This window comes from Acidovorax sp. HMWF029 (assembly GCF_003060895.1).
Lineage (GTDB): Bacteria > Pseudomonadota > Gammaproteobacteria > Burkholderiales > Burkholderiaceae_C > Acidovorax.
In genome coordinates this window covers 1-21,471 of sequence record NZ_QAIH01000085.1, presented here as the reverse complement: position 1 = coordinate 21,471, position 21,471 = coordinate 1, and the positions used below count along the sequence as shown (strand labels likewise).

The window sequence follows — 21,471 nt, the reverse complement described above, 5'->3', positions numbered from 1 at the left end:
CTCCACCTCCACCTCCACCTCCACCTCCACCCACCGGGCCGGTGGTGATCGCCCCGCTGGGCAGCCCACGCATTCTCATCGCACACCCGCCTACGCTGGCGCGCTACCGGAGCCTGGTCAATACCGGCGCGCCATCGGCCGTGCGCTTCAAGGCCATGGTGGACCGCCAGGTGGGTGGGGCCAGCATTTACGCATTTGCGCCGTGGTATGCCGCGTTGATGGGGCAAATCACCGGCCAGGCGTCGTACTGCACCTATGCCGTCAGCCGGACGGACAACTTTGTCGCTTCGGAAGAATTGCTGATCAACAGTAACCAACGCGCCACGGTGGCGTATGACAGCTACCTGGAGGTCGGCCCCACCATTGGCAATGTCGCCATGGTCTATGACTGGTGCCGCTCTGCCATGACAGACGCTCAGCGTGCCCGCTGGCGTGCCTATGCCAACCAGGCGGTCTGGAACGTATGGAACCACCAGAACGCCCGTTGGGGCGCCACCTCCTATGCGTGGACGGGGTGGTCGGTGGACAACCCGTCCAACAACTACTACTACTCGTTCCTGCAGGCCACCATGCTGCTCGGTCTGGCTACCCATGGCGAGAACGCCCAGGCCCAGGACTGGATCCACAAGTTCCGCACCGAGAAGATCCAGAGCCAGCTGGTGCCGACGTTCACGCGGGATCTGCAAGGCGGAGGGTCGCGCGAGGGAACGGGTTATGGCACGGCCTTGATGAACCTCTGGCAGCTGTATGACTGGTGGGAAAAGTCCACCACCGAGCGCATTGCCGATCTGACGCCCCACACCCGTGCGTCCATTCCCGCCATGTTGCACTCCATCGTTCCCACGCTTGATCGTCTCACTCCAACGGGCGACCATGCGCGCGACGAGACTGCCCAGTTGTTCGACTACCACCGCGCCTATCTGCAAACGCTGATGCGCCTCTACCCCAACGACCGGGTGAGCGGCGCCGCCAGGAGCTTGCTGGCTGCGTCCAGCGTGCAACAGATGTCGCAGCCATTCATGTACTTCAATGACTTTCTCTATGACACCACCGACATCCCTGCGGAGCCTCTGGCCGCACTGGGCACGGCCTACTGGGCCAGCGGATCGGGGCAGTTCTCCATGCGCGGTGCCTGGACACGTGACGCGGTGTACTCCAACCTCATCTGCGGCCCTTATAGTGAAAGCCATGCCCACCGGGACCAAGGCAGCTTCACCCTCTACCGGGGAGCCTGGCTGGCGCAGGACGCGAACATCGACAGCCGATCAGGCATCGTGCAAGACGAGGCCTTCCACAACCTGGTGCGTTTCTTCCATGGCAGCAACGAGGTGCGGCAAGGCTGGAATCGCAGCTGCGACATGCTTGCCTTGGACGACAACGCGACCTACAGCTATGGCCTGGCCCGTGTCACGCCCATGTATGGCGCATCCGGCAGCGTTGCCAAGTGGGAGCGTGAATACCTGTTTATCAAACCCGCTACCGTGGTGGTGTTCGATCGGGTCAGCACCGCCAGCGGCGTGCGCCGCGTCTTCAGCATGAACCTGCCCGGCATGCCCAGCGTGGCAGGCAATACGGCCGCGCTCACTGTGGCGGGCAAGCGGCTGGATGTGACCGCTATCGCCCCCGCCAACCTCACGCTGCGTGCCCAGCCATGGGCGGCACTGGGCGGCCCTGGAGCGGAACTGCGAGCGGGCAACACAGCCACCTTGCTGGAGGCCGAGCATGCGGCTGGTACTGACACGGCGTTCTTGAATGTGCTGGCCACGGACCAGTCTGTCACCCAGGCCTCGCCCTCGCACACCGCCGCCCAGACTGGCGTGGAGCTGCGGATGGCCGACGGCCGCACTGTGCTGCTGCGTTTTGGCAACACCGCCACCGGCGGTCAGATCACCGTGCGTAACCCCCAAGGTGTCGTCACCTTGGACCAAACCCTGCAGACCACGGTGCAGACGTTGCCGCTGATGGCAATGTAGCCCGCTGAGGTTTCGTTTATGCCCGCAAAAAGCCCTGTGCCGCCGCCAGTGCCTGCGCATCCCCCTGCACCGCCCCTGGTGGCCCGCCCTTGCCCCACAGGGCGCCGCCCCAGGTCATCGACAAGAACTGCGCGCACAGCGCCACCGAATCGATCATGGGCTGTGCCTTGGTGCGGTCGCCGCTGGTGGTGATGAGCGCCAGCGTTTTGGCGCCCATGGGCTCCTTGAACGCCAGGCCCGGCACACGCATCCAGGCGCTCCAGTGGTCCAGGTAGGTCTTGAGCGGCGAGGGGATGCTGTACCAGTAGACCGGGGCCACAAAAACGATGTGTGTGGCCGCGAGCGTGGCGTCGAGCAGGGTCTTCATATCGCCCTCGGGCGGTGCATAGGTGCCGGTGGTGTGGCGCTGGTCCACAAAAGGCGGCAGGTCCATGCGGGCCAGGTGGTGCCAGGTTTGTGCGGTGCCTGCCGGCAGGGCGGCGGCGGCCTGGCGGGCGAGCCACTCGGTGTTGCCGATATGGCCCGGCTCGCGGGTGGAGGTGGTGAGGAACAGGTAGTGGGGGGCGGTGGGCATTGTCATGGCTCCATCGTAGCGCTGGCCTGTGCGGGCCGCAGGTAGGCCAGGCACAGCGCGACCAGCGCATCCTCAAACTCTGCGCTGTCCAGCAGCGGCGACTGCTCCAGCGACGCTGCGCGCACCGCCCCCATGAAGGCGCGCGTGAGCACGAACAGCTGCGCTGCCGATGGCGCCTGCAGGTGGTGTTCGTCGGCCATGCGCTGCAGGTGCAGTGCGATGCGTTCGCTGGTGCCCCGCACCGACACCAGCATGGTCGCGCGATAGTCCTGTTTCCACGACAGGCGGGCCAGGGCGCGCAGTTCCTGCGGCCCGCCGCCAAATGCCTGCAGGTAGTGGCGCACATAGCGGCGCACCTGTTGCCCGGGGGGCCAGCCTTCGCTGCGTGCCTGGGACAGCAGCGCGTCCAGCTGCAGCATGACGCGGTCGCAGTGCTGGTCCAGCATGGCTACCAGGATGGCCTCCTTGCTCGGGAAGTACTGGTAGAGCGAGCCCACGGACACGCCCGCCAGCTCGGCGATGCGATTGGTGGTCAGTGCGCCTTCGCCTTGCGTGGCCACGATGCGGGCCACGGCTTCAAAGATGGCATCCACCGTGAACTGGGAGCGTTCCTGCCGGGGCGTGCGTCGGGGAGTTGAAACGGCTTTGGACATGGGAAAACCTGAGCGCAATGCGAGTAGGCGGTATGGCTGGGTCGGCCTATTCTGCCCCCATCCATTCCAAACAAACGCACCACCCGGAGAACCCCGCCATGAACGAAACCAGCCAGCTCGCCCTGGGCGCCGCCACCATCGGCTTGGCGGGCACCTGGGTGTGGCGCCAGCGCCCGGCCCTGCGCACGCTGCACCGCGCCAGCGCCCTGGCACTGGCGCTGTTCCTGGTGGTGCATCTGCTGGGGCATCTCGCGGGCCTGGCAGGGGCGGCTGCGCACCAGGAGGTGCTGGAGGTAATGCGCAGCGTCTATCGCCAGCCTGTGGTCGAGGGACTGCTGCTGGCCGGTGTGCTGTTCCAGGCCGTCAGCGGGCTCACGCTGCTGTGGCGCGGCTGGCACCAGCGCAGGGGTGCGGTGGCTTGGGCGCAGGCGGTGTCGGGTGGCTACCTGTCGCTGTTCCTGTTGATCCATGTGGCGGCGGTGCTGGTGGCGCGTCAGCAGGGGGTGGACACCAATCTGCAGTTTGCAGCGGCGGGCATGCACATGCCGCCCTGGCAGTGGTTCTTCGGGCCGTACTACTTTCTGGCGGTGCTGGCGCTGGGCACCCATGTGGGCTGTGCGCTCTACTGGAACCTGCCCGAAAGGCAGCGCGCCCTGGCTTTGGCGGCGGCGCTGGTGGTGGGGGTGTTGCTGGCGACCACGCTGGTGGTGATGCTGGCGGGGGGCTTTCGGGGCATTGAGGTGCTGCTGGCCGCCATGCCCGGCATGGCGCCAGTGGCTGGTTGACGGAGGACGCGCCCTGCCGTCAAGGGGAACCCGTGCCGTGCTGGCGCAGCGTGGATGCGGCTCAGGCCACCCTGGTCGTCAAGGTGCGGTTGCCCTGCTCCATGCCACAGAATCCGAAGTTCATCGCAGGCACCTGGCCGCTGATGAGTTCGGCCAGCGCTTTGCCCGAGCCCGCCCCGTGGGTCCAGCCCAGCGTGCCATGGCCAGCGTTCACCCACAGCTTGCCCACTTGCGTGCGGCCGATGAAGGGGATGTTGGTGGGGGTGGCGGGGCGCAGACCCGTCCAGTACTGCGGGTTGCCGCCTTCCTCGGGTGTGCGGGTGTCGCACACGCCGGGCAGGATGGCTTCGATGCGGCGCGAGAGCATGTGGCAACGTGCACGGGCCAGGGCGCTGTCGAGCGTCAGGTCCCAGCCGTTGAGCTCGATGGTGCCAGCTACGCGCAGGTAGTTGCCCAGCCGACTCATGGCGATTTTTTTGCCGTCGTCGATGGTCGAGACCATGGGGGCGCCCTCGGGTCGGAGCAGGGGGAAGGTGGCGCTGTAGCCCTTGCCGGGATAGATCGGGAGATGAACGCCGACGCTGCGCAGCAGGGGAGCGCTGTAGGAACCGCAGGCCACTACGACGGCATCGGCCTTCAATATGAAGTCTTTTTTGCTGTCTCCGCGCGACTGGCGGGGCATTGCAGCTACAGAATCAATAGCATTGCCAATCTTGTTCAGGCGCAGCACATCGTGGCCGTAGAGGAACTGCGCACCTCGCGCGATACAGCGGCGCGCCAGCTCCTGCGTGAAAACGCGGGCGTCGCCGCTTTCGTCGGTGCTGGTGTAGGTGCCGCCGGTGATCTTGTCGCCATAGGCCTTGAAGGCGGGCTCGATCTTGAGCAGCTCGTCACGGCTCACCAGGCGGCGCTGCACGCCATGTTTGCGCATCAGTTCCACCGCGTGGCCCGCAGCGTCAAACGATTTCTGGTCCGTGTAGAAGTGGGCAATGCCCCGTTCGAGCCGGTTGTATTCGATGCCGGTGGTGTTGACCAGGTCCTTCAGCGCCGCATGGCTGTAGGCACCCAATGCCACGATCTGCGCCACGTTGCGCTCAAATGCCGCGTCGTTGCACTGCGCGAGGAACTGCAGGCCCCAGCGCCATTGTTGCCAGTCCATCTGCGGGCGAAACAGCAGCGGTGCCTCTTTGTCGAACATCCACTTGAGCGCCTTGAGCGGCGCCTCGCGGTTGGCCCAGGGCTCGCAGTAGCTCACCGAGATCTGCGCCGCGTTGGCAAAGCTGGTTTCGAGCGCCGCATCGGGCTGGCGGTCGATCACGATGACCTCGTGGCCCCGCTCCAGCAGGTGCCATGCGGTGCTGATGCCGATGATGCCGGCGCCCAAAACAATGGTTTTCATGAGGGCGCAGTGTGCGCGACATTGCTTTCAACTAAAAGCAAAATTAAACTTACTCCAAAAACATCAGAGTGTCTAATAAAGCCAGCACTCTGGCACCGCCTTGTTGGAGACCCTTGTCATGAGCACCTACGACCCAGCCGCCCTCGAATGCCTTGCCGCCATCGTCGAAGAGGGCGGCTTTGAGCGCGCCGCCCAGCGCCTTAACGTCACGCAGTCGGCCGTGTCGCAGCGTCTGCGCGCGCTCGAAGCACAGGTAGGCTCGGTGCTCATCGTGCGCAGCCGCCCATTGCGGCCCACGTCGGCGGGGCAGCTGCTGCTCAAGCACACCAAGCAGATGCGCCTGCTGCGCGCCGACCTGGAGCGCGACCTGCAGGAGTTGGCGCCCAGCGCGCCCGGCGGCACGCGCGAGGACGAGCGCATCTCGATTGCCATCAACGCCGACAGCATCGCCACCTGGGCCATGGGCGCACTGCACGACCTGGTGCGCGAGCGCCTGCCGCTGGAAATCATCGTGGACGACCAGGACTTCACCCAGGAATGGCTGCGTTCGGGCCAGGTGCTGGGCTGCGTCACCACGCTCAAGCAGGCGCTGCGCGGCTGCAAGATGGTGCCGCTCGGGGCCATGCACTATGTGGCGGTGGCCTCGGCCAGCTATGCAGAGCAGCATCTGCCGCAGGGTCTCACGCCGCACAACTTCCGCGATGTGTCTTTCCTGTCGTTCAACCGCAAGGACGACATGGCGGCCGAGTTTGTGGCGCGCGCCTTTGGGCTCAAGCGTGTGGCGCTCAACCACCTGTTTGTGCCCGGCTCCGAAGCCCAGATGCGTGCCGTGGCCGCAGGCTGGGCCGTGGGCGTGGTGCCCGAGCTGCTGGCGCGCGGCCCGATTGCCGACGGCAGCATGGTGGACCTAGCGCCCGGTCGCTCCCTGCCCATCCAGCTCTACTGGCATTGCTGGAACCTGGAATCCGAGTTGCTCGATGCCTTGTCGGCCGCGCTGACCGGTGCCGCAGCCCAGTCGCTGGTGTCCTGAGTGAAGTCCTGGGCGTGCCTCCCAGGCGCACTCCCCAGGCATGCAGCGCAAGGCATGCGTTGCGCTGGCCAAAGCGTGAACGACGTGGTTGCATTGCAACTTAGTCATTTATTTTTTTACTGCAATGTATAAAATGAAGACTATGCAAACCCAGCCAACCAAAGTCTCGTTCAAAGAGCAGATGCACCAGGCGCGCGAGGAAGCCATCCTCCAGTCGGCTTGCCGCCTGCTAGGCGAAAAGGCCTTTGACGCCATGACCATGGACGACGTCGCCAATGCCGTGGGCATTGCGAAGGCCAGCCTCTACAAGCACTTCTGCAGCAAGGAAGAACTGTGCAGTGCTGCCATGGTGCAGATTCTCGGACGGGTGCAAACCTATTTGGCGGGCCTGCCCGCCGAAATGCCGCCGCTGAACAAGCTGCGTGCCTTGGTGCGCTGGTCGCTTGAGCGTTTGCTGACCAATGAGATGCCCTTGCTTCCCAGCCGCAACTCCACGCTGCGTGCCGTGCTCATGGCTAACAAGGACTATCTCAATGGCCTGGTGGGCGTGAGCGATCAGATTGGCGAATGGATCACCGAAGCCCAGGCCCAGGGCGTGATCAGCCCCAGTCTGCCGCCCATCGTGGTGCTGTACACCCTCTATGCCCGTGCCTGCGACCCGGTGGTGAGTTTTCTCAAGGAAAGCGGCCAGTATTCAGACGCGGAGATCGTGGACCTGGTAGTGCGCACCTGTTTTGATGGATTGGCGGCGCGGTAGCCCATCCCTGGTCTGACCAGGCACAAAAAAAGCCCGGCATGCCGGGCTTTTTTGCGTGCGGGCCGTGCCTCTGTGTATCACTTGGGCAGGATAACCTTGTCCACCACGTGGATCACACCATTGCTGGTGAACACATCGGCGGCCGTGATGTTGCTGGTGCGCAGATTCTGGTCGGTGATCACCAGACTGGGGCTCACGGTGAAGCTCTGGCCTTGCACCGTGGTGATGGCGGTGTTGGTGGGCACCTCTGCCTTGAGTACGCGTGCTGGCACCACGTGGTAGGTCAACACCTTGGTCAACAGCGCGGTGTTGGCAAGCAGGCTCGCCTTGGTCACTCCCAGCTCGGTCAGCAGTGCGGCAAATGCGGCGTTGGTGGGCGCAAACACCGTGAACGGGCCGGTGCCCTGCAAGGTGCCTACCAGCCCCGCGGCTACCACGGCCTCGACCAGGATGCTGAAGTCCGGCAGCGCAGAGGCGGTGGCCACGATGTCCTTGTCGGCGGGCAGCAGCACCTTGTCCACCAGGTGCACTACACCATTGCTGGCCTGAATGTCGGTGCTGGTGATGGTGCTCACGCGGTTGCGGCCATCCGTGATCTTGAGTCCGTTGCTCGATTCAATCTTGAAGAAACCACCCGACACCGGGGTGATGGCTTTGCCCAGCGGCACATCGGCCCGCATCACCTTGCTGCCGAGCACGTGGTAGGTCAGCACGGCGGTCAGCAGCGGCTTGTTGGCCAGCAATGCGTCCTTGGTCACGCCCAGTTCGGTCAGCAGCGCCGCAAAGGCGGCGTTTGTGGGGGCGAACACGGTGAGCGTGCCGGTGGTCAGGGTGTTGGCCAGCCCGGCTGCCGTGACGGCCTCGACCAGGATGCTCAGGTCCGGGGTGTTCTGCGCCAGCTCGACGATGTTGCGCTGGGGCTCGTCGTCGCTGCCCCCACAGGCTTGCAGCAGGGTGGTGCTCGCGCCCAGGGCGGCGGCCATCAGGACGGTGCGGCGGTTGAATGCGGTGTTCATGGCGGCTTCTCCTCGTGGATGGATCGTGGTTGGACTGAAGGTGTGAGCGGGCGCTTACTTAGGCAGTAGCACCGTATCGATGGCGTGGATCACGCCATTGCTGGCAGGCACATCGGTGGCCGTAACCTTGGACTGGTCCACCATGACACCTGCGCTGGTGGACACAGTGATTTCCTGGCCCTGCACTGTCTTGACCTTGCCGGCCTTCACGTCCTTGGCCATGACCTTGCCCGGTACCACGTGGTAGGTCAGGACTTTGGTCAGTGCAGCCTTGTCAGCCAGCAGACCGTCCAGCGTGGCCTTGGGGATCTTGGCGAAGGCTTCGTCGGTGGGCGCAAACACCGTGAACGGGCCTGGGCCCTTGAGGGTGTCCACCAAGCCAGCGGCCTGCACTGCAGCCACTAGGGTCTTGAAATTGCCCGCCTTCACGGCGGTATCGACGATGTCCTGCGCCATGGCGCCGAAGGTGGCACCCGCCGTCAGGGCCAGCGCAATCAGGGTCTTTTTCATGGGTCGTTCCTCTCGGTTTCGATGGAAATGACACGCCAAGATGGGCGTGGCGCGAATGTATAACCAATTGGTTTAAAAGTAAACCAATTAGTCATGTAAAGACCATTTGGTAATTGCGGGCGAAAAAAAGCCCCGCAAATGCGGGGCTTGATGGGGTCGCGCCTGAAGACGCAGGGGGCTTAGCGCACGATCAGCAGCGGCACCTTGCTGTGGGCCAGCACCTGGGTGGTGACCGAGCCCATCACCAGGGTGGCAATTGCACCGTGACCGTGCGAGCCCATGACCAGCAGATCGAACTTGCCGGTGTCTGCCACTTTGGCAATGGTTTCGCCCACGGTGCCCACCTTGACGCTGCGCTTGGCGTCCACGCCATGGCGGGCCAGGAACTTGCACACAGGGGAGAGGATTTTGTCGGCTTCTTCGGCGTGGTAGGCATCCACGACGTCTTTGCCCAGGGCCGCACGGGCGCGGGCAGGCAGAGGGGCCTGCACTGTCAGGACAGTGTAGGTGTGGGTGCCGCCCAGCAGTTCTTCATGGGTGGCCAGATAGGCCAGCATTTTCTTGGTGTAGGCGCTGCCATCGACAGCAAGCAGGATGTTCATGGTGTTCTCCGAAAAGGGATAAGGCAGACTACTCTGCGCAGGTGCCTGTTGTCTTGACCTGGGTCATGCTTTTTTGTCCGGCGCGTGGCGAATTCTCTGGATTCGCGCCTGGATCATACGGTGACCGCCCATCGGGGCCGGAAGGTGGCCTGTTCACCCTTGCGGGCATAGCCCAGTGGATTGGCCACCACGCGGCACCTCCAGACAGCCCCGTCGCTGTGCAAACCTTCTGCGATGTAGTCGCTGGGCGCATGCAGGTGTCCATGTAGCCACAGCTGCGCATGGGGCAGCAGGTGGTCCAGGGCGTTGCAAAAACCTGCCGTGCCGGGCACGAGGCCATAGCGCGGGTCTGCGCTCTTCAGGCTGGGCGCAAAGTGGGTGACGGCCACGGTGGGGCCGTCAAACGGCAGCTGCAATGTGGTGGCCAGCCATTCCTGGCAGGCCAGGGCCTGTTGGCGCAGGGGCTCTGCGAGAAAGGGCTCGCCATGTCGCGTGCCGCCGGTCTTGCGCAGGTAGAAGTTGGCGGCACGGAAGGCCTTGTCGCGCAGTTTCAGCCGCCGGCCCAGGTCGGTGCAGCCCTCGTGGTCGGCCAGGGCGTCGAAGTCGCTCCAGAGCGTGGTGCCCACGAAGCGGATGCCCTGCAGCACCAGGGTTTCGCGCTCCAGCCAGGCGATGCCGAGCCGGTCACAGGTCTGGCGCAGGCGTAGGTGGGCGGCGTCGAAGTCCTGCGCGTCGTACTCGTGGTTGCCTGGCACAAACAGCACTGGCGTGGGCCAGCCCGCGTGCTGGGGCAGGGGTGAAAAGCGGGCCAGGCCAAAATCATCGTCGGCTAGTTGCGAGCCGCTCTGGTAGGAGCCCACATCCCCCGCCAGCACCAGCACGTCGGCACCGGGGGTGGGTTCAGGAACAAAGTGGGGATGGGCCTCCAGGTGGAGGTCGGACAGGAGCTGGATGTTCATGCAGCACACAGTCTACGGGCTCTCCTGCTCCGGGAAGGTGCGCCGCGCAGAACGTGCCAGCGCGTGTAGCAGCCAGGTCATGGCCGCCTGCTGCGGGCCGCGGCGGCGCCACAGCGCGTCCACATGCACGGGTGGCACATCCAGCGGCAGGGCCCTTTGCACCAGCTTGTCGGCAATGCCGGTCACGGGCACAAAGTGGCGCGGCAACACGGTGAGCAGGTCCGAGCCCGACACCACCCGCCCTGCAGTGAAGAACTGGTTGACCGTGATCACCACTTTGCGCTCACGCCCCAGCGAGGCCAGGGCCTCGTCGATGAAGCCAAACGGACGGCCCGAAAAACTGACCAGCATGTGGCGTGCCTGGCAGTAGGCGTCCAGCGTGAGAGGGGCATCCGCCAGCGGATGGCCCTGGCGCATCACGCACACATATTCGCCGTCGTAGAGGCGGCGGCTCTCAAAGGCCACCACGCCGCCCGACTGGGCGCGGGCTGTGAGGTCGGCCAGTGCGGCGGGGAAGTAGCCCACGGCCATGTCGGCGGCCTCTTCGTCCAGCAGGCGGCGGGGGTCGCGCGTGGTCAGTGGCAGCACGCGGATGGCAATGCCGGGCGCCTCGCGCTCGATGATCTCGACCAGGGCAGGCACCAGCGTGGCGGCCGTGGCATCGGCCATGGCCAGCACAAAGGTGGATTCCGCAGTGGCCGGGTCGAACAGGCCCGGGGCCAGGGACTCCTGCAGATGGGCCAGAGCCTCGCGCACCGGGGGCCACAGTGCCAGCGCCCTGGGGGTGGGCTCTACCCCCTGGCCGCTGCGCACCAGCAGCTCATCCCCCAGCACCTCGCGCAGGCGCCGCATGGCGTTGCTCACGGCGGGCTGGGTGATAGAGAGCTTGTGCGCAGCGCGCGTAAGGCTGCGCTCCGCCATCACCTCGTCGAAAACGCGCAGCAGGTTCAGGTCCAGGGAGCGGAAGTTCAGGGGTGTCATGGCCAGTCATCACCATTGTGAATATCCATGATTCAAAATATAAACTTGAACATGCAAAGGGTAAACCCTAATATCACCCCATCGCCCGGCAATCTCGCCACAAGCGTTAGAAAAGGGAAACCGAAATGACCGCCTTTGCACACGTTGAATACCCTACCGAACACCCCGGCGTTGTCCGCGCCGAAAACGCCGCTGCAGCCCTGAAGGGCGCCGCCGCCCGCTTTGACGGCGCCCGTGGCGCTGCCTCCCTCCTGCTGGCGGCCGTGGTGTCCGCATTGCTGGTGGTGGCCAACCAGGTGATCGATACCTGGAGCGAAGGCCACCTGCTGGCCGCCTGGATGGTGCTGTGGCTGGTGGCGTTTGCCGCCCTGGCCCTGCTCACCACCCCCGCACGCCGCGCTGGCGTAGCCCTGCGCAGTGGCGTCCAGGCCTGGGCGGAAAGCCGCCGCCGCGCCGCCGAAGACGAGCGCACCTGGCATGTTGCCATGAAGGACCCCCGCATCATGGCCGAACTGAACCACGCGATGGGCATCCCCACGGTGGAAGACATCCGCAAGTATTACTGACCGCTGAACCTGCCGCACTGGTGGGCGGCAAGGAGCAAGCAATTGAAAGCCGTGGCCTGCCACGGCTTTTTTTATGCCTTCTTAGGGGGCGCTGCGTGGACTTGTTGTACCTGCGAGCCAGGCGCAAAAAAAGCCGCCCCGCCAGAAGGCGGAGCGGCTTTGAAGGGAAAGCTTCTCAGACATCACGACAGCAGCATCAGGCCGCCAGGCGTTTCTCCAGCGCGGCCTTGGTGTCCAGGAGCGCCTGGGGCAGGTGGTAGGCCAACTGCTCGAAGTGCGCATCGTGCAGCTTGAACTCCTCGGCCCAGGCGGCCTTGTCGATGCTGGTCACGGCGTCGAACTGCTGGGCGCTGAAGTCCAGGCCCGTCCAGTTGATTTCGGCGTATTGCGGGGCCACACCGAACATGGTTTCCTGGCCTTGGGCCTGGCCTTCGATGCGGTCGATCATCCACTTGAGCACGCGCATGTTGTCGCCATAGCCGGGCCAAACAAACTTGCCTGCCTCGTCCTTGCGGAACCAGTTCACGCAGAACACCTTGGGCACGGCCTTGCCGGTGGCGGCGATCTTGCCTTCCATGCTGAGCCAGTGCTGGAAGTAGTCGCTCATGTTGTAGCCGCAGAACGGCAGCATCGCGAAGGGGTCGCGACGCACCACGCCCTGGGCGCCAAATGCGGCTGCAGTGGTCTCGGAGCCCATGGTCGCGGCCATGTAAACGCCTTCCGTCCAGGTGCGGGCTTCCGTCACCAGCGGCACGGTGGTCGAGCGGCGGCCGCCAAAGATGAAGGCGTCGATCGCCACGCCGTTGGCGTCATCCCACTGGGCATCCAGCGCGGGGTTGTTGGCGGCGGCCACGGTGAAGCGCGAATTGGGGTGGGCCGCCTTGGCGCCGGTCTCCTTGGCGATCTGGGGCGTCCAGTCCTTGCCTTGCCAGTCGATCAGGTGGTCGGGCAGCTTGCCGGTGTCCTTTTCCATGCCTTCCCACCACACGTCGCCATCGTCCGTCAGGGCCACGTTGGTGAAGATCACGTCCTTGTCCAGGCTCTTCATGCAGTTGGGGTTGGTGTGCATGTTGGTGCCGGGGGCCACGCCAAAGTAGCCGGCTTCGGGGTTGATGGCGACCATCTTGCCGTCGGCGTTGGGCTTGATCCAGGCAATGTCGTCACCGATGGTGGTGACCTTCCAGCCTGCAAAGCCAGCTTCTGGAGGCACCAGCATCGAAAAGTTGGTCTTTCCGCAGGCGCTGGGGAAGGCAGCCGCCACGTGGTACTTCTTGCCAGCGGGGTTGGTCACGCCCAGGATGAGCATGTGTTCGGCCAGCCAGCCTTGGTCGCGGCCCATGGTGGAGGCGATGCGCAGTGCCAGGCACTTCTTGCCCAGCAGCGCGTTGCCGCCGTAGCCCGAGCCATAGGACCAGATTTCACGCGTTTCGGGGTAGTGCACGATGTACTTGACCTTGGGGTTGCAAGGCCAGCTCGTCGTGTCCTTCTCACCTTCGGCCAGGGGTGCGCCCACGGTGTGCATGCAGGGAACGAACTCGCCTTCCACGCCCAGCACGTCGTACACGGCCTTGCCCATGCGTGTCATCAGGCGCTGGTTCACGGCCACGTAGGCGCTGTCGGTCAGCTCCACGCCGATGTGGGCAATGTGGCTGCCCAGCGGGCCCATGCTGAAGGGCACCACGTACATGGTGCGGCCCTTCATGCAGCCGTCGAACAGGGGCTGCAGCGTGGCGCGCATCTCGGCGGGGGCCATCCAGTTGTTGGTGGGGCCTGCGTCTTCCTTGGCGGCCGAGCAGATGTAGGTGCGGTCTTCCACACGGGCCACGTCCGAGGGGTCGGACCAAGCCAGGAAGCTGCCGGGGCGCTTGGCGGGGTTGAGCTTCTTGAAGGTGCCGGCGTCGACCAACTGCTGGCACAGGCGGTCGTACTCTTCTTTCGTGCCGTCGCACCAGTAGATGCTCTCGGGCTTACACAGTGCGGCCATGTCGGCCACCCAGGCGAGCAGCCGGGCATTCTTGACGTAAGACGGGGCGTTAAGGTTCAGGCCCTGCATGGTGGGTGCGTTCATCGGGGGAGCTTCCTAAGTTGAAAAACAGTTTTTTCAAAGGAAGCGGACCGGGCGGAACGCGGCAAGGCCTGGCGCAGTTGCGGTGCTGAGCGCTGCCTTTGAAAAAACGGCTTTCTTGCTCAGTCGGCGGGCGGGAGCGTGTGTCAGCCACCACGGGGTGGAGGCTATTCCACGGATTCCGCGGGTCGGCTGGGATGTCAATTTTATGAATCTGCCGCCCGTTTGTCTGTCAGACAGGGGTCAAAACCATGCAAAAAAAGCATGGGGTTATGCGTAGATGCTCCGCGTGCCTCACGGGCTGGCCGGGCTGCCTTTCCAGCGCTCATAGCCGCTTTTGCGCAGCGCGCAGGCCGGACAGGTGCCGCAACCATAGCCCCAGGCATGCAGCGTGTCGCGCACGCCGTGGTAGCAGGTGTGTGAGTCGGTCACGATCAGATCGACCAGAGCCTGCCCGCCCAGTGACCGGGCCAGCTCCCAGGTCTCGGCTTTGTCCAGCCACATGAGCGGGGTGTCGAACGTGAAACGCTGGCCCATGCCCAGCGACACTGCTACCTGCAGGGCCTTGAGCGTGTCGTCGCGGCAGTCCGGATAGCCCGAAAAATCGGTTTCGCACATGCCGCCCACCAGCGTGTGCAAGCCTCGCCGGTAGCCCACGGCGGCCGCCAGTTGGAAGAACAGCAGGTTGCGCCCCGGCACAAAGGTGTTGGGCAGGCCGGCGGCGGTCATCTGGATTTCGGCGTCGCTGGTCAGCGCGGTGTCGCTGATGTGGCCAAGCACGGCCAGGTCCAGCATGTGGTCGTCGCCCATTCGCGCATTCCACTGCGGAAACCGGGCGCGCAACGAAGCCAGCACCGTTTGCCGCGCCTGCAGCTCAATGTGGTGGCGCTGACCGTAGTCAAAGCCGATGGTTTCCACATGGGCGAAGTTTTCCAGCGCCCATGCCAGGCAGGTGGTGGAGTCCTGGCCTCCAGAAAATAGAACAAGGGCGTGTCCGGGTCGCATGGGGGCTCCTGGTCAGAAGGTGGAAACGGGGATAACGGTAGAGTGAAGGGCAAAAAAAAACCCCGCAGCGCGGGGCGTTTGGCAGCGTTGCGGGCGGATCAGGCCATGAACACGGCGATGAAGGCCAGCAGGAAAATCAGGACGCCGCCGACCACGGGAAGCACCACGGGCATCAAGGGCACGACGTTTTCCACGGGGTCGTGCGCTGCGGTCTGAGGGGTGTGAGAAGTGTTGTGGTCGGACATGGTGGGGCTCCAGATGCTGAAAACTTGCGCAATTCTAGCCGCCTGTGCGCCGTGGCGGCCAGCAGTGTCTGGTGTTCACATCAGCGCAGCCTCCATGCCCGCCGTGCGCAGTTGATTCAGCACTTCGTCTACATGGGCCTTGCTGCGGGTTTGCAGCACCAGCTCGATCTCGACGTTCTGCGCGGCCAGCATGGTGAAGGCGCGCTGGTGGTGCACTTCACCGATGTTGGCATCGGCGTCAGCCACGGTGGCCGTAATGCGCGCGAGCACGCCGGGCACGTCGCGCGCGCTGACCTTGATGCGCGCCAGGCGGCCGGATCGCACCATGCCGCGCTCGATGATGGCTGCCAGCAGCAGCGGGTCGATGTTGCCGCCGCACAGCACCAGGCCCACGCGCTTGCCCTGGAAGCGTTCGGGGTAGCGAACCAGCGCCGCCAGGCCAGCAGCCCCTGCGCCTTCCACCAGCGTCTTTTCAATCTCCAGCAGCATCAGCACGGCCTGCTCGATGTCGCCTTCGTCCACCAGCACCAGGTCGTCCACCAGGCGCTTGACGATCTCCTGCGTGATCTTGCCGGGCGTGCCCACGGCAATACCTTCGGCAATGGTCGAAGTGCCCTGCGGGTGGTGCGTGCCTTTGACCGCGTTCAACATGGCAGGGAAACGCGTGGTCTGCACGCCCACGATCTCGATACCGGGCTTGATCGCCTTGGCGGCTGTGGCCACGCCCGAGATCAGCCCGCCGCCGCCCACGGCGATCACCAGTGTGTCCAGATCGGGCACGGCCTGCAGCATCTCCAGGCCCAGCGTGCCCTGGCCCGCAGCCACCCCCTCGTCGTCGTAGGGGTGCACAAAGGTCAGGCCCTGCGCGTCCGCCAGGGCATAAGCGTGGGCGCGGGCTTCTTCCAGCGTGTCGCCGTGCAGCACCACCTCGGCGCCAAAGCCACGGGTGCGCTCCACCTTCACTGCGGGCGTGAAGCGCGGCATCACGATCACCGCGCGCAGGCCCAGGCGCTGCGCGTGGTAGGCCACGCCCTGCGCGTGGTTGCCCGCGCTCATGGCCACCACGCCCCGGGCGCGCTCGTCCTCGGACAGCAGCGTGAGCCGGTTGCAGGCGCCGCGTTCCTTGAACGAGGCGGTGAACTGCAGGTTCTCGAACTTGAGGAACACCTGCGCGCCCACGATCTGCGAGAGTGTCTTGGATTCGACACAGGGGGTGTCCAGCACCTGGCCTTGTAGGCGGGTGGCGGCGTCGCGGATGTCTTGGAGGGTGAGCATGGCGCCATTGTGGCGCACGTCTGTAGAGGAGCGCATCGCTGAAGCCGCAGTTGCGGCAAAGCTCCTTGATCGGCATGCCTGCTTCGGCCTGCTGCAGGAACCCGACGATCTGTTCCTCGGTGAATCTGCTCTTCTATATATCCGTCATTCTCCTGCTGGTTGACGGACTTCATTGACTTCAGACTGGTACGGCTGGCGGGGGGGCCACGCGCGTGTTCCATGGACTTGCTACATTTGCTCGATTGGGTACGGGGCGGCGTCAAAAATGGGAAGCATCGGAACGATGCGACCCTGGGTGTCCCTGGCCGCAGCGCCAAAGCGATTCAGTCATTGCGCCATCTGCTTGAAGGTGGAGTGGAGCATGAGTGCAGTGCTACAGAGCATGCCGGGCTTTTGATCAAGACGAATTGCAGGCTTTAGGCCAATCTCTGGCGGATTGGTCTGTCAACGACTGGGTGGTCAAGAGTACCGTCCAGCCGCTGGCGCGCTTCGGTGGCACACCCTGCCGTGCGGTCCGTGGTTCCTATCGACTCACATCCGCAGGGTATGACCTGTGGTGGCCCTTGTATGGGCGCTTGGGGTTGTTTACTGCGTCAAACCAAAACGGGAAACATGTTCGATCTGCTGTCGCAGAGCGCTCGGACCCGAGCCCTGTTCTGCCTCTTTGTAGAGCAGCCCCGTTCCAACGCCTTTGGGCGTTGTGATGCGCCGAACTTGCAGAGACTGTTGGGTGCTAGTTGCAGAGGCTTGCGAGTACCCTTCACCTTCATTTACGCTGTAGATCAATACGTAAGTGCGCAGCAATTGGCCACTGCCGTTGATTTTGGCGCACAGCACGTTGCCAGCGAGGGAGCCCCGCACTTGGTGCTCGCAACCAAAGGTCTCCCCTGCATTGGCCATCAGGCCATTGCCATTGGCCGTGGCGCCCAGGTTCTTGGAGAGCTCAACCAGATCCGCCTGCAGGCCTTCAGACCCAATCGAATTCAGTGTCCAGAAACCACGCAGGCTTTCAGCAACGGCACCATAGCCGAAGCTGAAACGAGAAATTGCAATCTCGCCTTCGTTGGGGAATTTGATGAATCCGGTAGTTCCGGATGTAAAACGAATGCTCACGCTGCCCGCACTGCCCGCATCGGTTCCAGACCGAGCTCCGCTACCAAAGTAGCGACCGCCGTTGTATTTGTTCAGTGATGCTGTCACTTTGTTGTCAATGACCTCTCCTACAGCAAGATAAAAGGTGGATTGGCCGCTGCTTTCGTACGCGTACATCTGCATCACCATCGTGGTGTTCTGTACATCAATGCCGAAGCCACGGCCCGGCTTGCCATCCATCTCGGATGTCACAATCCAAGTGCCTGCTTGGGGTGCGAATGCTTGTGCAAAGCTCGCCCCAGTGAGCAGTGTTGTAGCCACCAATTTTTTTAAGAACATCTACATACCCTCTCTTGAATGAATGTTTGAACTGGCTGTTGAAACGAAATGCCGAATTGAATGTATCGCGGGCTAGCAGGTTTGTAACGCATTTGTTTGCAAGGCGTCATGACGATTTATTGATCGTCCGCGAGCCACACCTGATTAGTTGTTTCCAACCACCCGCAACACCTCCGCCCCATACGCATCGAGCTTCTTCGCCCCCATCCCGCTGATGCCCTGCAGGTCGTCCAGCGACGCGGGGTTGCGCTCGGCAATGGCTGCCAGCGTGGCGTCGTGGAAGATCACATACGCGGGCAGGTTGTGCTCGCGGGCCACCTCGGCGCGCCAGGACTTGAGGTTGATGAAGCGCACTTGCGCATCCGGGCCCAGGTTGGCGGCGGCCGCTGGCGGCGCGCTGCCCGTGCCCTTGCGGGTGCGCGCGCGCTTGGCAGGCGCGGCGGCGGTCGATTCGCGCAGCTGCACCGGCACCTCGCCCTTGAGCACGGCGCGCGAGCCTTCGGTGAGGCTCAGGGTGTCAAAACTGTGGCCGCTCTCCAGCATGACCTTGTGCAGGCCCACGGCGCCGATGGCCAGCAGCTGGCGCAGTACGCCGCGCAGCTGCGCTTCGGAATACTCCTTGCCCACGCCAAAGGTCGAGAGCTTGTCGTGCCCGAACTGCTGGACCTTCTCGGTGTCCTTACCACGCATGATGTCCATGATGTGACCTGTTCCAAAGGTCAGGCCACTGGCCGCGTGCACGCGGTAAATGGTGGACAGCAGCTTGCGCGCGGCGTCCGTGCCGTCCCACACCGCAGGTGGGTTCAGGCAGTTGTCGCAATTGCCGCAGGGCGTGGACTGTTCGCCGAAATAGGCCAGCAGGCGCACGCGGCGGCAGTCGGTGGCCTCGGCCAGGGCCAGCAGGGCATCGAGCTTGCCGCGCAGCGCCTGCTTGAACTCCTCGCCTGCAGGGCTCTCGTCGATCATGCGGCGCTGGTTGACCACGTCGTTCAGGCCATAGGCCATCCAGGCGTCGGCATTCAGCCCGTCGCGGCCTGCGCGGCCCGTTTCCTGGTAGTAGCCTTCGATGTTCTTGGGCATGTCCACATGCGCCACAAAACGCACATCGGGCTTGTCGATGCCCATGCCGAAGGCGATGGTGGCCACCATCACGATGCCTTCCTCACGGAGAAAACGGTCCTGGTTCTTTTGGCGCACCTTGGTGTCCAGCCCCGCGTGGTAGGGCAGGGCCGTCAGGCCCGCGTCGCACAGCGTGGCGGCCAGTTCTTCCACCCGCTTGCGCGACTGGCAATACACCACGCCCGCCTCGCCCGCGTGTTCGCGCTCGATGAAGCGCAGCAGCTGCGTGGTGGCGTCCTTCTTCTCGACAATCGTGTAGCGGATGTTGGGCCGGTCGAAGCTGCTGATGAACAGCCGCGCGTCTTCGAGCTGCAGCCGCTCGATGATGTCGGCCCGCGTGAGGTCGTCCGCCGTGGCCGTGAGCGCGATGCGCGGCACGCCCGCATACCGTTCGTGCAGCACCGTGAGCGCACGGTACTCGGGGCGAAAGTCGTGGCCCCATTGGCTCACGCAATGCGCTTCGTCGATGGCAAAGAGCGACAGGTGCCCGCCTTCGTACAGGCTGTCGAGCAGGCCCAGAAAACGCGGCGTGTTCAGCCGCTCGGGCGCCGCATAAAGTAGCGTGATGTCGCCGGTCTGCAGGCGCAGTTCTACATCCTGCGCCTCGTCAAAACTCAGTGTGGAGTTGAGGAAAGCCGCATCCACCCCCGCTTCGTGCAGTGCGCCCACCTGGTCGTGCATCAGTGCAATCAGTGGCGAGATCACGATGGTCACCCCGCGCCCCTGCCGCTGGCGAACGATGGCGGGCACCTGGTAGCACAGGCTCTTACCGCCTCCCGTGGGCATGAGCACCAGCGCGTCGGCACCATTGCTCACATGCGTGACGATCTCAGCCTGCGCGCCCCGAAATGCCTTGTAACCGAAGACTTCGTGCAGAACGGCGGAGCAGGCCGACAGTGTCTCGCCTGGGGCAGAAATTTCGATCACATTCATCCCCGGTATTGTCCATGAGCGCTGATGCGCCCCAGGGCACGTGCCGCTGCATCGATGGCATCGGGGGTGAGGGCCGCAAAGCCCAGCCGCCAGCCTGCAACCGCAGGCGCCGTGTGGTACAGCTCGCTCAGGCTGGGCGTGGCAACGCCGAGGCCTGCCGCCTGGCGCGTGCAGGCCTGCTCGCTCCCTTCAGGCAGGCGCACGGCCATCTGCAGGCCGCCCCGGCTGTCCATGGGGGTTGCCCAGGGTACGTGACTGTGCAGCGCCTGCAGCAGCGCGTCGCGGCGGCTGCGGTAGAGCTGCCGCATCAACCGCAGGTGGGCCGCAAAATGGCCCTGGTCCATGAAGTCTGCGGCCACTGCCTGCATGGGCTGCGATGGGTGGCCGTCGTAGATGGTGCGAGCCGTCACCAGCGGGCCGATCAGCGCCTCGGGCAGCACCATGTAGGCCAGCCGCACCGACGGAAACAGCGATTTGGAAAACGTGCCGATGTAGACCACCTGGCCCAGGTCGTCCAGCCCCTGCAGTGCCGGGGTGGGCTGGTGGTCGTACAGAAACTCGCTGTCGTAGTCGTCCTCGATGAGCCAAGCCCCGGTGGCCCGGGCGTGGGCGATGAAGGCCAGCCGCCGCGCCAGCGACATGGCGCGGCCCGTGGGGAACTGGTGCGAGGGTGTCAGGTAGATCATGCGGGGGGCGGGGCGCGCGGCGTCCAGCGTGGCACCCTCGTCGTCCAGGGGCATGTCCACCAGACGGGCGCCGCTGGCGCTGAAGGCCGTGCGGGCGCCGGCGTAGCCCGGGTCTTCCATCCACACGGCATCGCCGTCGTCCAGCAGTGTGGCCGACAACAGCTGCAGCGCCTGCTGCGAACTCGTCAGCACCAGCACCTGTCCGGCGTGGCAGCGCACCCCGCGCGACAAGCCCAGGTAACGCGCAATCGCTTCGCGCAGCGCGGGCAGGCCCTGAGGGTCGCCATAGAACATCAACGATGCCGCGTCTTGCCGCAGCCGCCGCTGCAGCAACTGGCGCCACAGGCCGGTGGGGAAAGCCTGCAGGTCTGGGCTGCCCGCCACGAAGGCGCGCGGGCGCTCGGGCTCGTGGCAGCCCCCCGTCTCCACCATGCGCTGGCCCCGTGCCGACAGGCCCGGCCTTGCACCGACAGCGCCCGCAAGACGGAGGGGGCCGTCCGTCTTGCGGGGCGCCGTGGTGTTCATGTCGATGGCCACAAAACTGCCCTGGCCCACCTGGCGGCGCAGGTAGCCCTCGGTTTCCAGCTGCGCATAGGCGGCCTCGACCGTCACGCGCGAAAGGCCCAGGTCCTGAGCGAGGTGGCGGCTGGAAGGAAGCCGCTCGCCCAGAACGGCCTGGCCGCTGCGCACCGCTTCGCGCAAGGCAGCACACAGGCGCGCCCGCCGCCCGCCGGTGGCCTGGGTCTCCATCAGCGCGAGCAGAAGGCGGGGCTTGATGGTGGCCATGGAATTGGATTGGTCTTATTTGTATGGAGAAATTGGACTCATTTATAAGGCCAAAGTGGCTCACACTGGCATGGCATCTGCCGCACCACCGCTGCACCACCCCCAAGGAGCCCCATGACCC

At 64.6% G+C, this 21,471-nt stretch carries 20 protein-coding genes and 1 pseudogene; 5 read left to right on the top strand and 16 right to left on the bottom strand.

Annotation, left to right across the window (positions count from 1 at the left end):
- On the top strand, positions 1-1,973 hold a 1,973-nt coding region (locus DBR12_RS22145), incomplete at its 5' end, for a hypothetical protein (RefSeq protein ID WP_158274973.1).
- A 16-nt stretch (positions 1,974-1,989) separates the two neighbouring features.
- Here the strand turns inward: DBR12_RS22145 and DBR12_RS05255 are convergent.
- The gene (locus DBR12_RS05255) at positions 1,990-2,553 is read right to left on the bottom strand and encodes an NAD(P)H-dependent oxidoreductase (protein WP_108616289.1); all 564 of its coding nucleotides are present in this window, start codon (positions 2,551-2,553) and stop codon (positions 1,990-1,992) included.
- Complete coding sequence (locus tag DBR12_RS05250; RefSeq protein ID WP_108616288.1) at positions 2,550-3,200, bottom strand: TetR/AcrR family transcriptional regulator; 651 nt, start codon at positions 3,198-3,200, stop codon at positions 2,550-2,552. The genes DBR12_RS05255 and DBR12_RS05250 overlap by 4 nt, the downstream gene beginning before the upstream one ends.
- A gap of 98 nt (positions 3,201-3,298) precedes the next feature.
- Between DBR12_RS05250 and DBR12_RS05245 the strand changes: the two genes are divergently transcribed.
- On the top strand, positions 3,299-3,985 hold the full coding sequence (locus tag DBR12_RS05245; RefSeq protein ID WP_108616287.1) for a hypothetical protein: 687 nt from the start codon (positions 3,299-3,301) through the stop codon (positions 3,983-3,985).
- Between the two features lie 61 nt (positions 3,986-4,046).
- On the opposite strand, the gene DBR12_RS05240 is transcribed toward DBR12_RS05245, so the two are convergent.
- Positions 4,047-5,384: a D-amino acid dehydrogenase gene (locus DBR12_RS05240; RefSeq protein ID WP_108616286.1), complete on the bottom strand. Its 1,338-nt coding sequence runs from the start codon at positions 5,382-5,384 to the stop codon at positions 4,047-4,049.
- Positions 5,385-5,502: 118 nt separating this feature from the next.
- Between DBR12_RS05240 and DBR12_RS05235 the strand changes: the two genes are divergently transcribed.
- Together DBR12_RS05235 and DBR12_RS05230 are read left to right on the top strand one after the other, a co-directional pair.
- Positions 5,503-6,414, top strand: coding sequence for a LysR family transcriptional regulator ArgP (locus DBR12_RS05235; protein ID WP_108616285.1), 912 nt, complete (start codon positions 5,503-5,505; stop codon positions 6,412-6,414).
- 133 nt (positions 6,415-6,547) lie between these two features.
- Positions 6,548-7,171: a TetR/AcrR family transcriptional regulator gene (locus DBR12_RS05230; protein WP_108616284.1), complete on the top strand. Its 624-nt coding sequence runs from the start codon at positions 6,548-6,550 to the stop codon at positions 7,169-7,171.
- Positions 7,172-7,248: 77 nt separating this feature from the next.
- On the opposite strand, the gene DBR12_RS05225 is transcribed toward DBR12_RS05230, so the two are convergent.
- From DBR12_RS05225 to DBR12_RS05205, 5 genes are all read right to left on the bottom strand, one after another.
- The gene (locus tag DBR12_RS05225; protein WP_108616283.1) at positions 7,249-8,187 is read right to left on the bottom strand and encodes a fasciclin domain-containing protein; all 939 of its coding nucleotides are present in this window, start codon (positions 8,185-8,187) and stop codon (positions 7,249-7,251) included.
- A gap of 54 nt (positions 8,188-8,241) precedes the next feature.
- Positions 8,242-8,697: a fasciclin domain-containing protein gene (locus DBR12_RS05220; RefSeq protein WP_108616282.1), complete on the bottom strand. Its 456-nt coding sequence runs from the start codon at positions 8,695-8,697 to the stop codon at positions 8,242-8,244.
- A gap of 179 nt (positions 8,698-8,876) precedes the next feature.
- On the bottom strand, positions 8,877-9,299 hold the full coding sequence (locus DBR12_RS05215) for a universal stress protein (RefSeq protein ID WP_108616281.1): 423 nt from the start codon (positions 9,297-9,299) through the stop codon (positions 8,877-8,879).
- Positions 9,300-9,412: 113 nt separating this feature from the next.
- The gene (locus tag DBR12_RS05210) at positions 9,413-10,258 is read right to left on the bottom strand and encodes a metallophosphoesterase (protein ID WP_108616280.1); all 846 of its coding nucleotides are present in this window, start codon (positions 10,256-10,258) and stop codon (positions 9,413-9,415) included.
- Between the two features lie 12 nt (positions 10,259-10,270).
- Positions 10,271-11,239, bottom strand: coding sequence for a LysR family transcriptional regulator (locus tag DBR12_RS05205; protein ID WP_108616279.1), 969 nt, complete (start codon positions 11,237-11,239; stop codon positions 10,271-10,273).
- A gap of 125 nt (positions 11,240-11,364) precedes the next feature.
- On the opposite strand from DBR12_RS05205, the gene DBR12_RS05200 reads away from it, so the two are divergent.
- Positions 11,365-11,805, top strand: coding sequence for a hypothetical protein (locus DBR12_RS05200; RefSeq protein ID WP_108616278.1), 441 nt, complete (start codon positions 11,365-11,367; stop codon positions 11,803-11,805).
- A 196-nt stretch (positions 11,806-12,001) separates the two neighbouring features.
- Here DBR12_RS05200 and DBR12_RS05195 read toward each other — a convergent pair whose 3' ends face one another.
- From DBR12_RS05195 to DBR12_RS05165, 8 genes and pseudogenes are all read right to left on the bottom strand, one after another.
- Positions 12,002-13,873: a phosphoenolpyruvate carboxykinase (GTP) gene (locus DBR12_RS05195; protein ID WP_108616277.1), complete on the bottom strand. Its 1,872-nt coding sequence runs from the start codon at positions 13,871-13,873 to the stop codon at positions 12,002-12,004.
- Between the two features lie 291 nt (positions 13,874-14,164).
- Positions 14,165-14,875: a 7-cyano-7-deazaguanine synthase QueC gene (gene queC / locus DBR12_RS05190; RefSeq protein ID WP_108616276.1), complete on the bottom strand. Its 711-nt coding sequence runs from the start codon at positions 14,873-14,875 to the stop codon at positions 14,165-14,167.
- A 98-nt stretch (positions 14,876-14,973) separates the two neighbouring features.
- Positions 14,974-15,120, bottom strand: a complete 147-nt coding sequence (locus DBR12_RS22310) for a hypothetical protein (RefSeq protein WP_199226631.1) — start codon at positions 15,118-15,120, stop codon at positions 14,974-14,976.
- A 75-nt stretch (positions 15,121-15,195) separates the two neighbouring features.
- Entirely contained in the window at positions 15,196-16,395 is a 1,200-nt protein-coding gene (locus DBR12_RS05185; RefSeq protein ID WP_108616292.1) for a threonine ammonia-lyase, read from the bottom strand.
- Positions 16,396-16,417: 22 nt separating this feature from the next.
- Positions 16,418-16,504 (bottom strand): annotated as a pseudogene (locus DBR12_RS05180) (hypothetical protein); the annotation flags it as partial.
- Positions 16,505-16,980: 476 nt separating this feature from the next.
- Positions 16,981-17,826, bottom strand: a complete 846-nt coding sequence (locus tag DBR12_RS05175) for a hypothetical protein (RefSeq protein WP_108616275.1) — start codon at positions 17,824-17,826, stop codon at positions 16,981-16,983.
- Between the two features lie 144 nt (positions 17,827-17,970).
- A complete protein-coding gene (gene recQ, locus DBR12_RS05170) occupies positions 17,971-19,878 on the bottom strand; it encodes a DNA helicase RecQ (protein WP_108616274.1) in 1,908 nt (635 codons plus the stop codon).
- Positions 19,875-21,350: a PLP-dependent aminotransferase family protein gene (locus tag DBR12_RS05165; RefSeq protein ID WP_199226630.1), complete on the bottom strand. Its 1,476-nt coding sequence runs from the start codon at positions 21,348-21,350 to the stop codon at positions 19,875-19,877. The genes recQ and DBR12_RS05165 overlap by 4 nt, the downstream gene beginning before the upstream one ends.
- Positions 21,351-21,471: the final 121 nt, after the last annotated feature.

Excerpts from the sequence above, each read along its gene's own strand:
- DBR12_RS05235 (WP_108616285.1), top strand. The coding sequence starts at position 5,503 with ATGAGCACCTACGACCCAGCCGCCCTCGAATGCCTTGCCGCCATCGTC.
- DBR12_RS05220 (WP_108616282.1), bottom strand. The coding sequence starts at position 8,697 with ATGAAAAAGACCCTGATTGCGCTGGCCCTGACGGCGGGTGCCACCTTC.
- DBR12_RS05165 (WP_199226630.1), bottom strand. The coding sequence starts at position 21,350 with ATGGCCACCATCAAGCCCCGCCTTCTGCTCGCGCTGATGGAGACCCAG.
- DBR12_RS05240 (WP_108616286.1), bottom strand. The coding sequence starts at position 5,384 with ATGAAAACCATTGTTTTGGGCGCCGGCATCATCGGCATCAGCACCGCA.
- DBR12_RS05250 (WP_108616288.1), bottom strand. The coding sequence starts at position 3,200 with ATGTCCAAAGCCGTTTCAACTCCCCGACGCACGCCCCGGCAGGAACGC.
- DBR12_RS05185 (WP_108616292.1), bottom strand. The coding sequence starts at position 16,395 with ATGCTCACCCTCCAAGACATCCGCGACGCCGCCACCCGCCTACAAGGC.
- DBR12_RS05225 (WP_108616283.1), bottom strand. The coding sequence starts at position 8,187 with ATGAACACCGCATTCAACCGCCGCACCGTCCTGATGGCCGCCGCCCTG.
- queC (WP_108616276.1), bottom strand. The coding sequence starts at position 14,875 with ATGCGACCCGGACACGCCCTTGTTCTATTTTCTGGAGGCCAGGACTCC.
- DBR12_RS05205 (WP_108616279.1), bottom strand. The coding sequence starts at position 11,239 with ATGACACCCCTGAACTTCCGCTCCCTGGACCTGAACCTGCTGCGCGTT.
- DBR12_RS05210 (WP_108616280.1), bottom strand. The coding sequence starts at position 10,258 with ATGAACATCCAGCTCCTGTCCGACCTCCACCTGGAGGCCCATCCCCAC.
- DBR12_RS05175 (WP_108616275.1), bottom strand. The coding sequence starts at position 17,826 with ATGTTCTTAAAAAAATTGGTGGCTACAACACTGCTCACTGGGGCGAGC.
- DBR12_RS05215 (WP_108616281.1), bottom strand. The coding sequence starts at position 9,299 with ATGAACATCCTGCTTGCTGTCGATGGCAGCGCCTACACCAAGAAAATG.
- DBR12_RS05195 (WP_108616277.1), bottom strand. The coding sequence starts at position 13,873 with ATGAACGCACCCACCATGCAGGGCCTGAACCTTAACGCCCCGTCTTAC.
- DBR12_RS05255 (WP_108616289.1), bottom strand. The coding sequence starts at position 2,553 with ATGACAATGCCCACCGCCCCCCACTACCTGTTCCTCACCACCTCCACC.
- recQ (WP_108616274.1), bottom strand. The coding sequence starts at position 19,878 with ATGAATGTGATCGAAATTTCTGCCCCAGGCGAGACACTGTCGGCCTGC.
- DBR12_RS05230 (WP_108616284.1), top strand. The coding sequence starts at position 6,548 with ATGAAGACTATGCAAACCCAGCCAACCAAAGTCTCGTTCAAAGAGCAG.
- DBR12_RS05245 (WP_108616287.1), top strand. The coding sequence starts at position 3,299 with ATGAACGAAACCAGCCAGCTCGCCCTGGGCGCCGCCACCATCGGCTTG.
- DBR12_RS22310 (WP_199226631.1), bottom strand. The coding sequence starts at position 15,120 with ATGTCCGACCACAACACTTCTCACACCCCTCAGACCGCAGCGCACGAC.
- DBR12_RS05200 (WP_108616278.1), top strand. The coding sequence starts at position 11,365 with ATGACCGCCTTTGCACACGTTGAATACCCTACCGAACACCCCGGCGTT.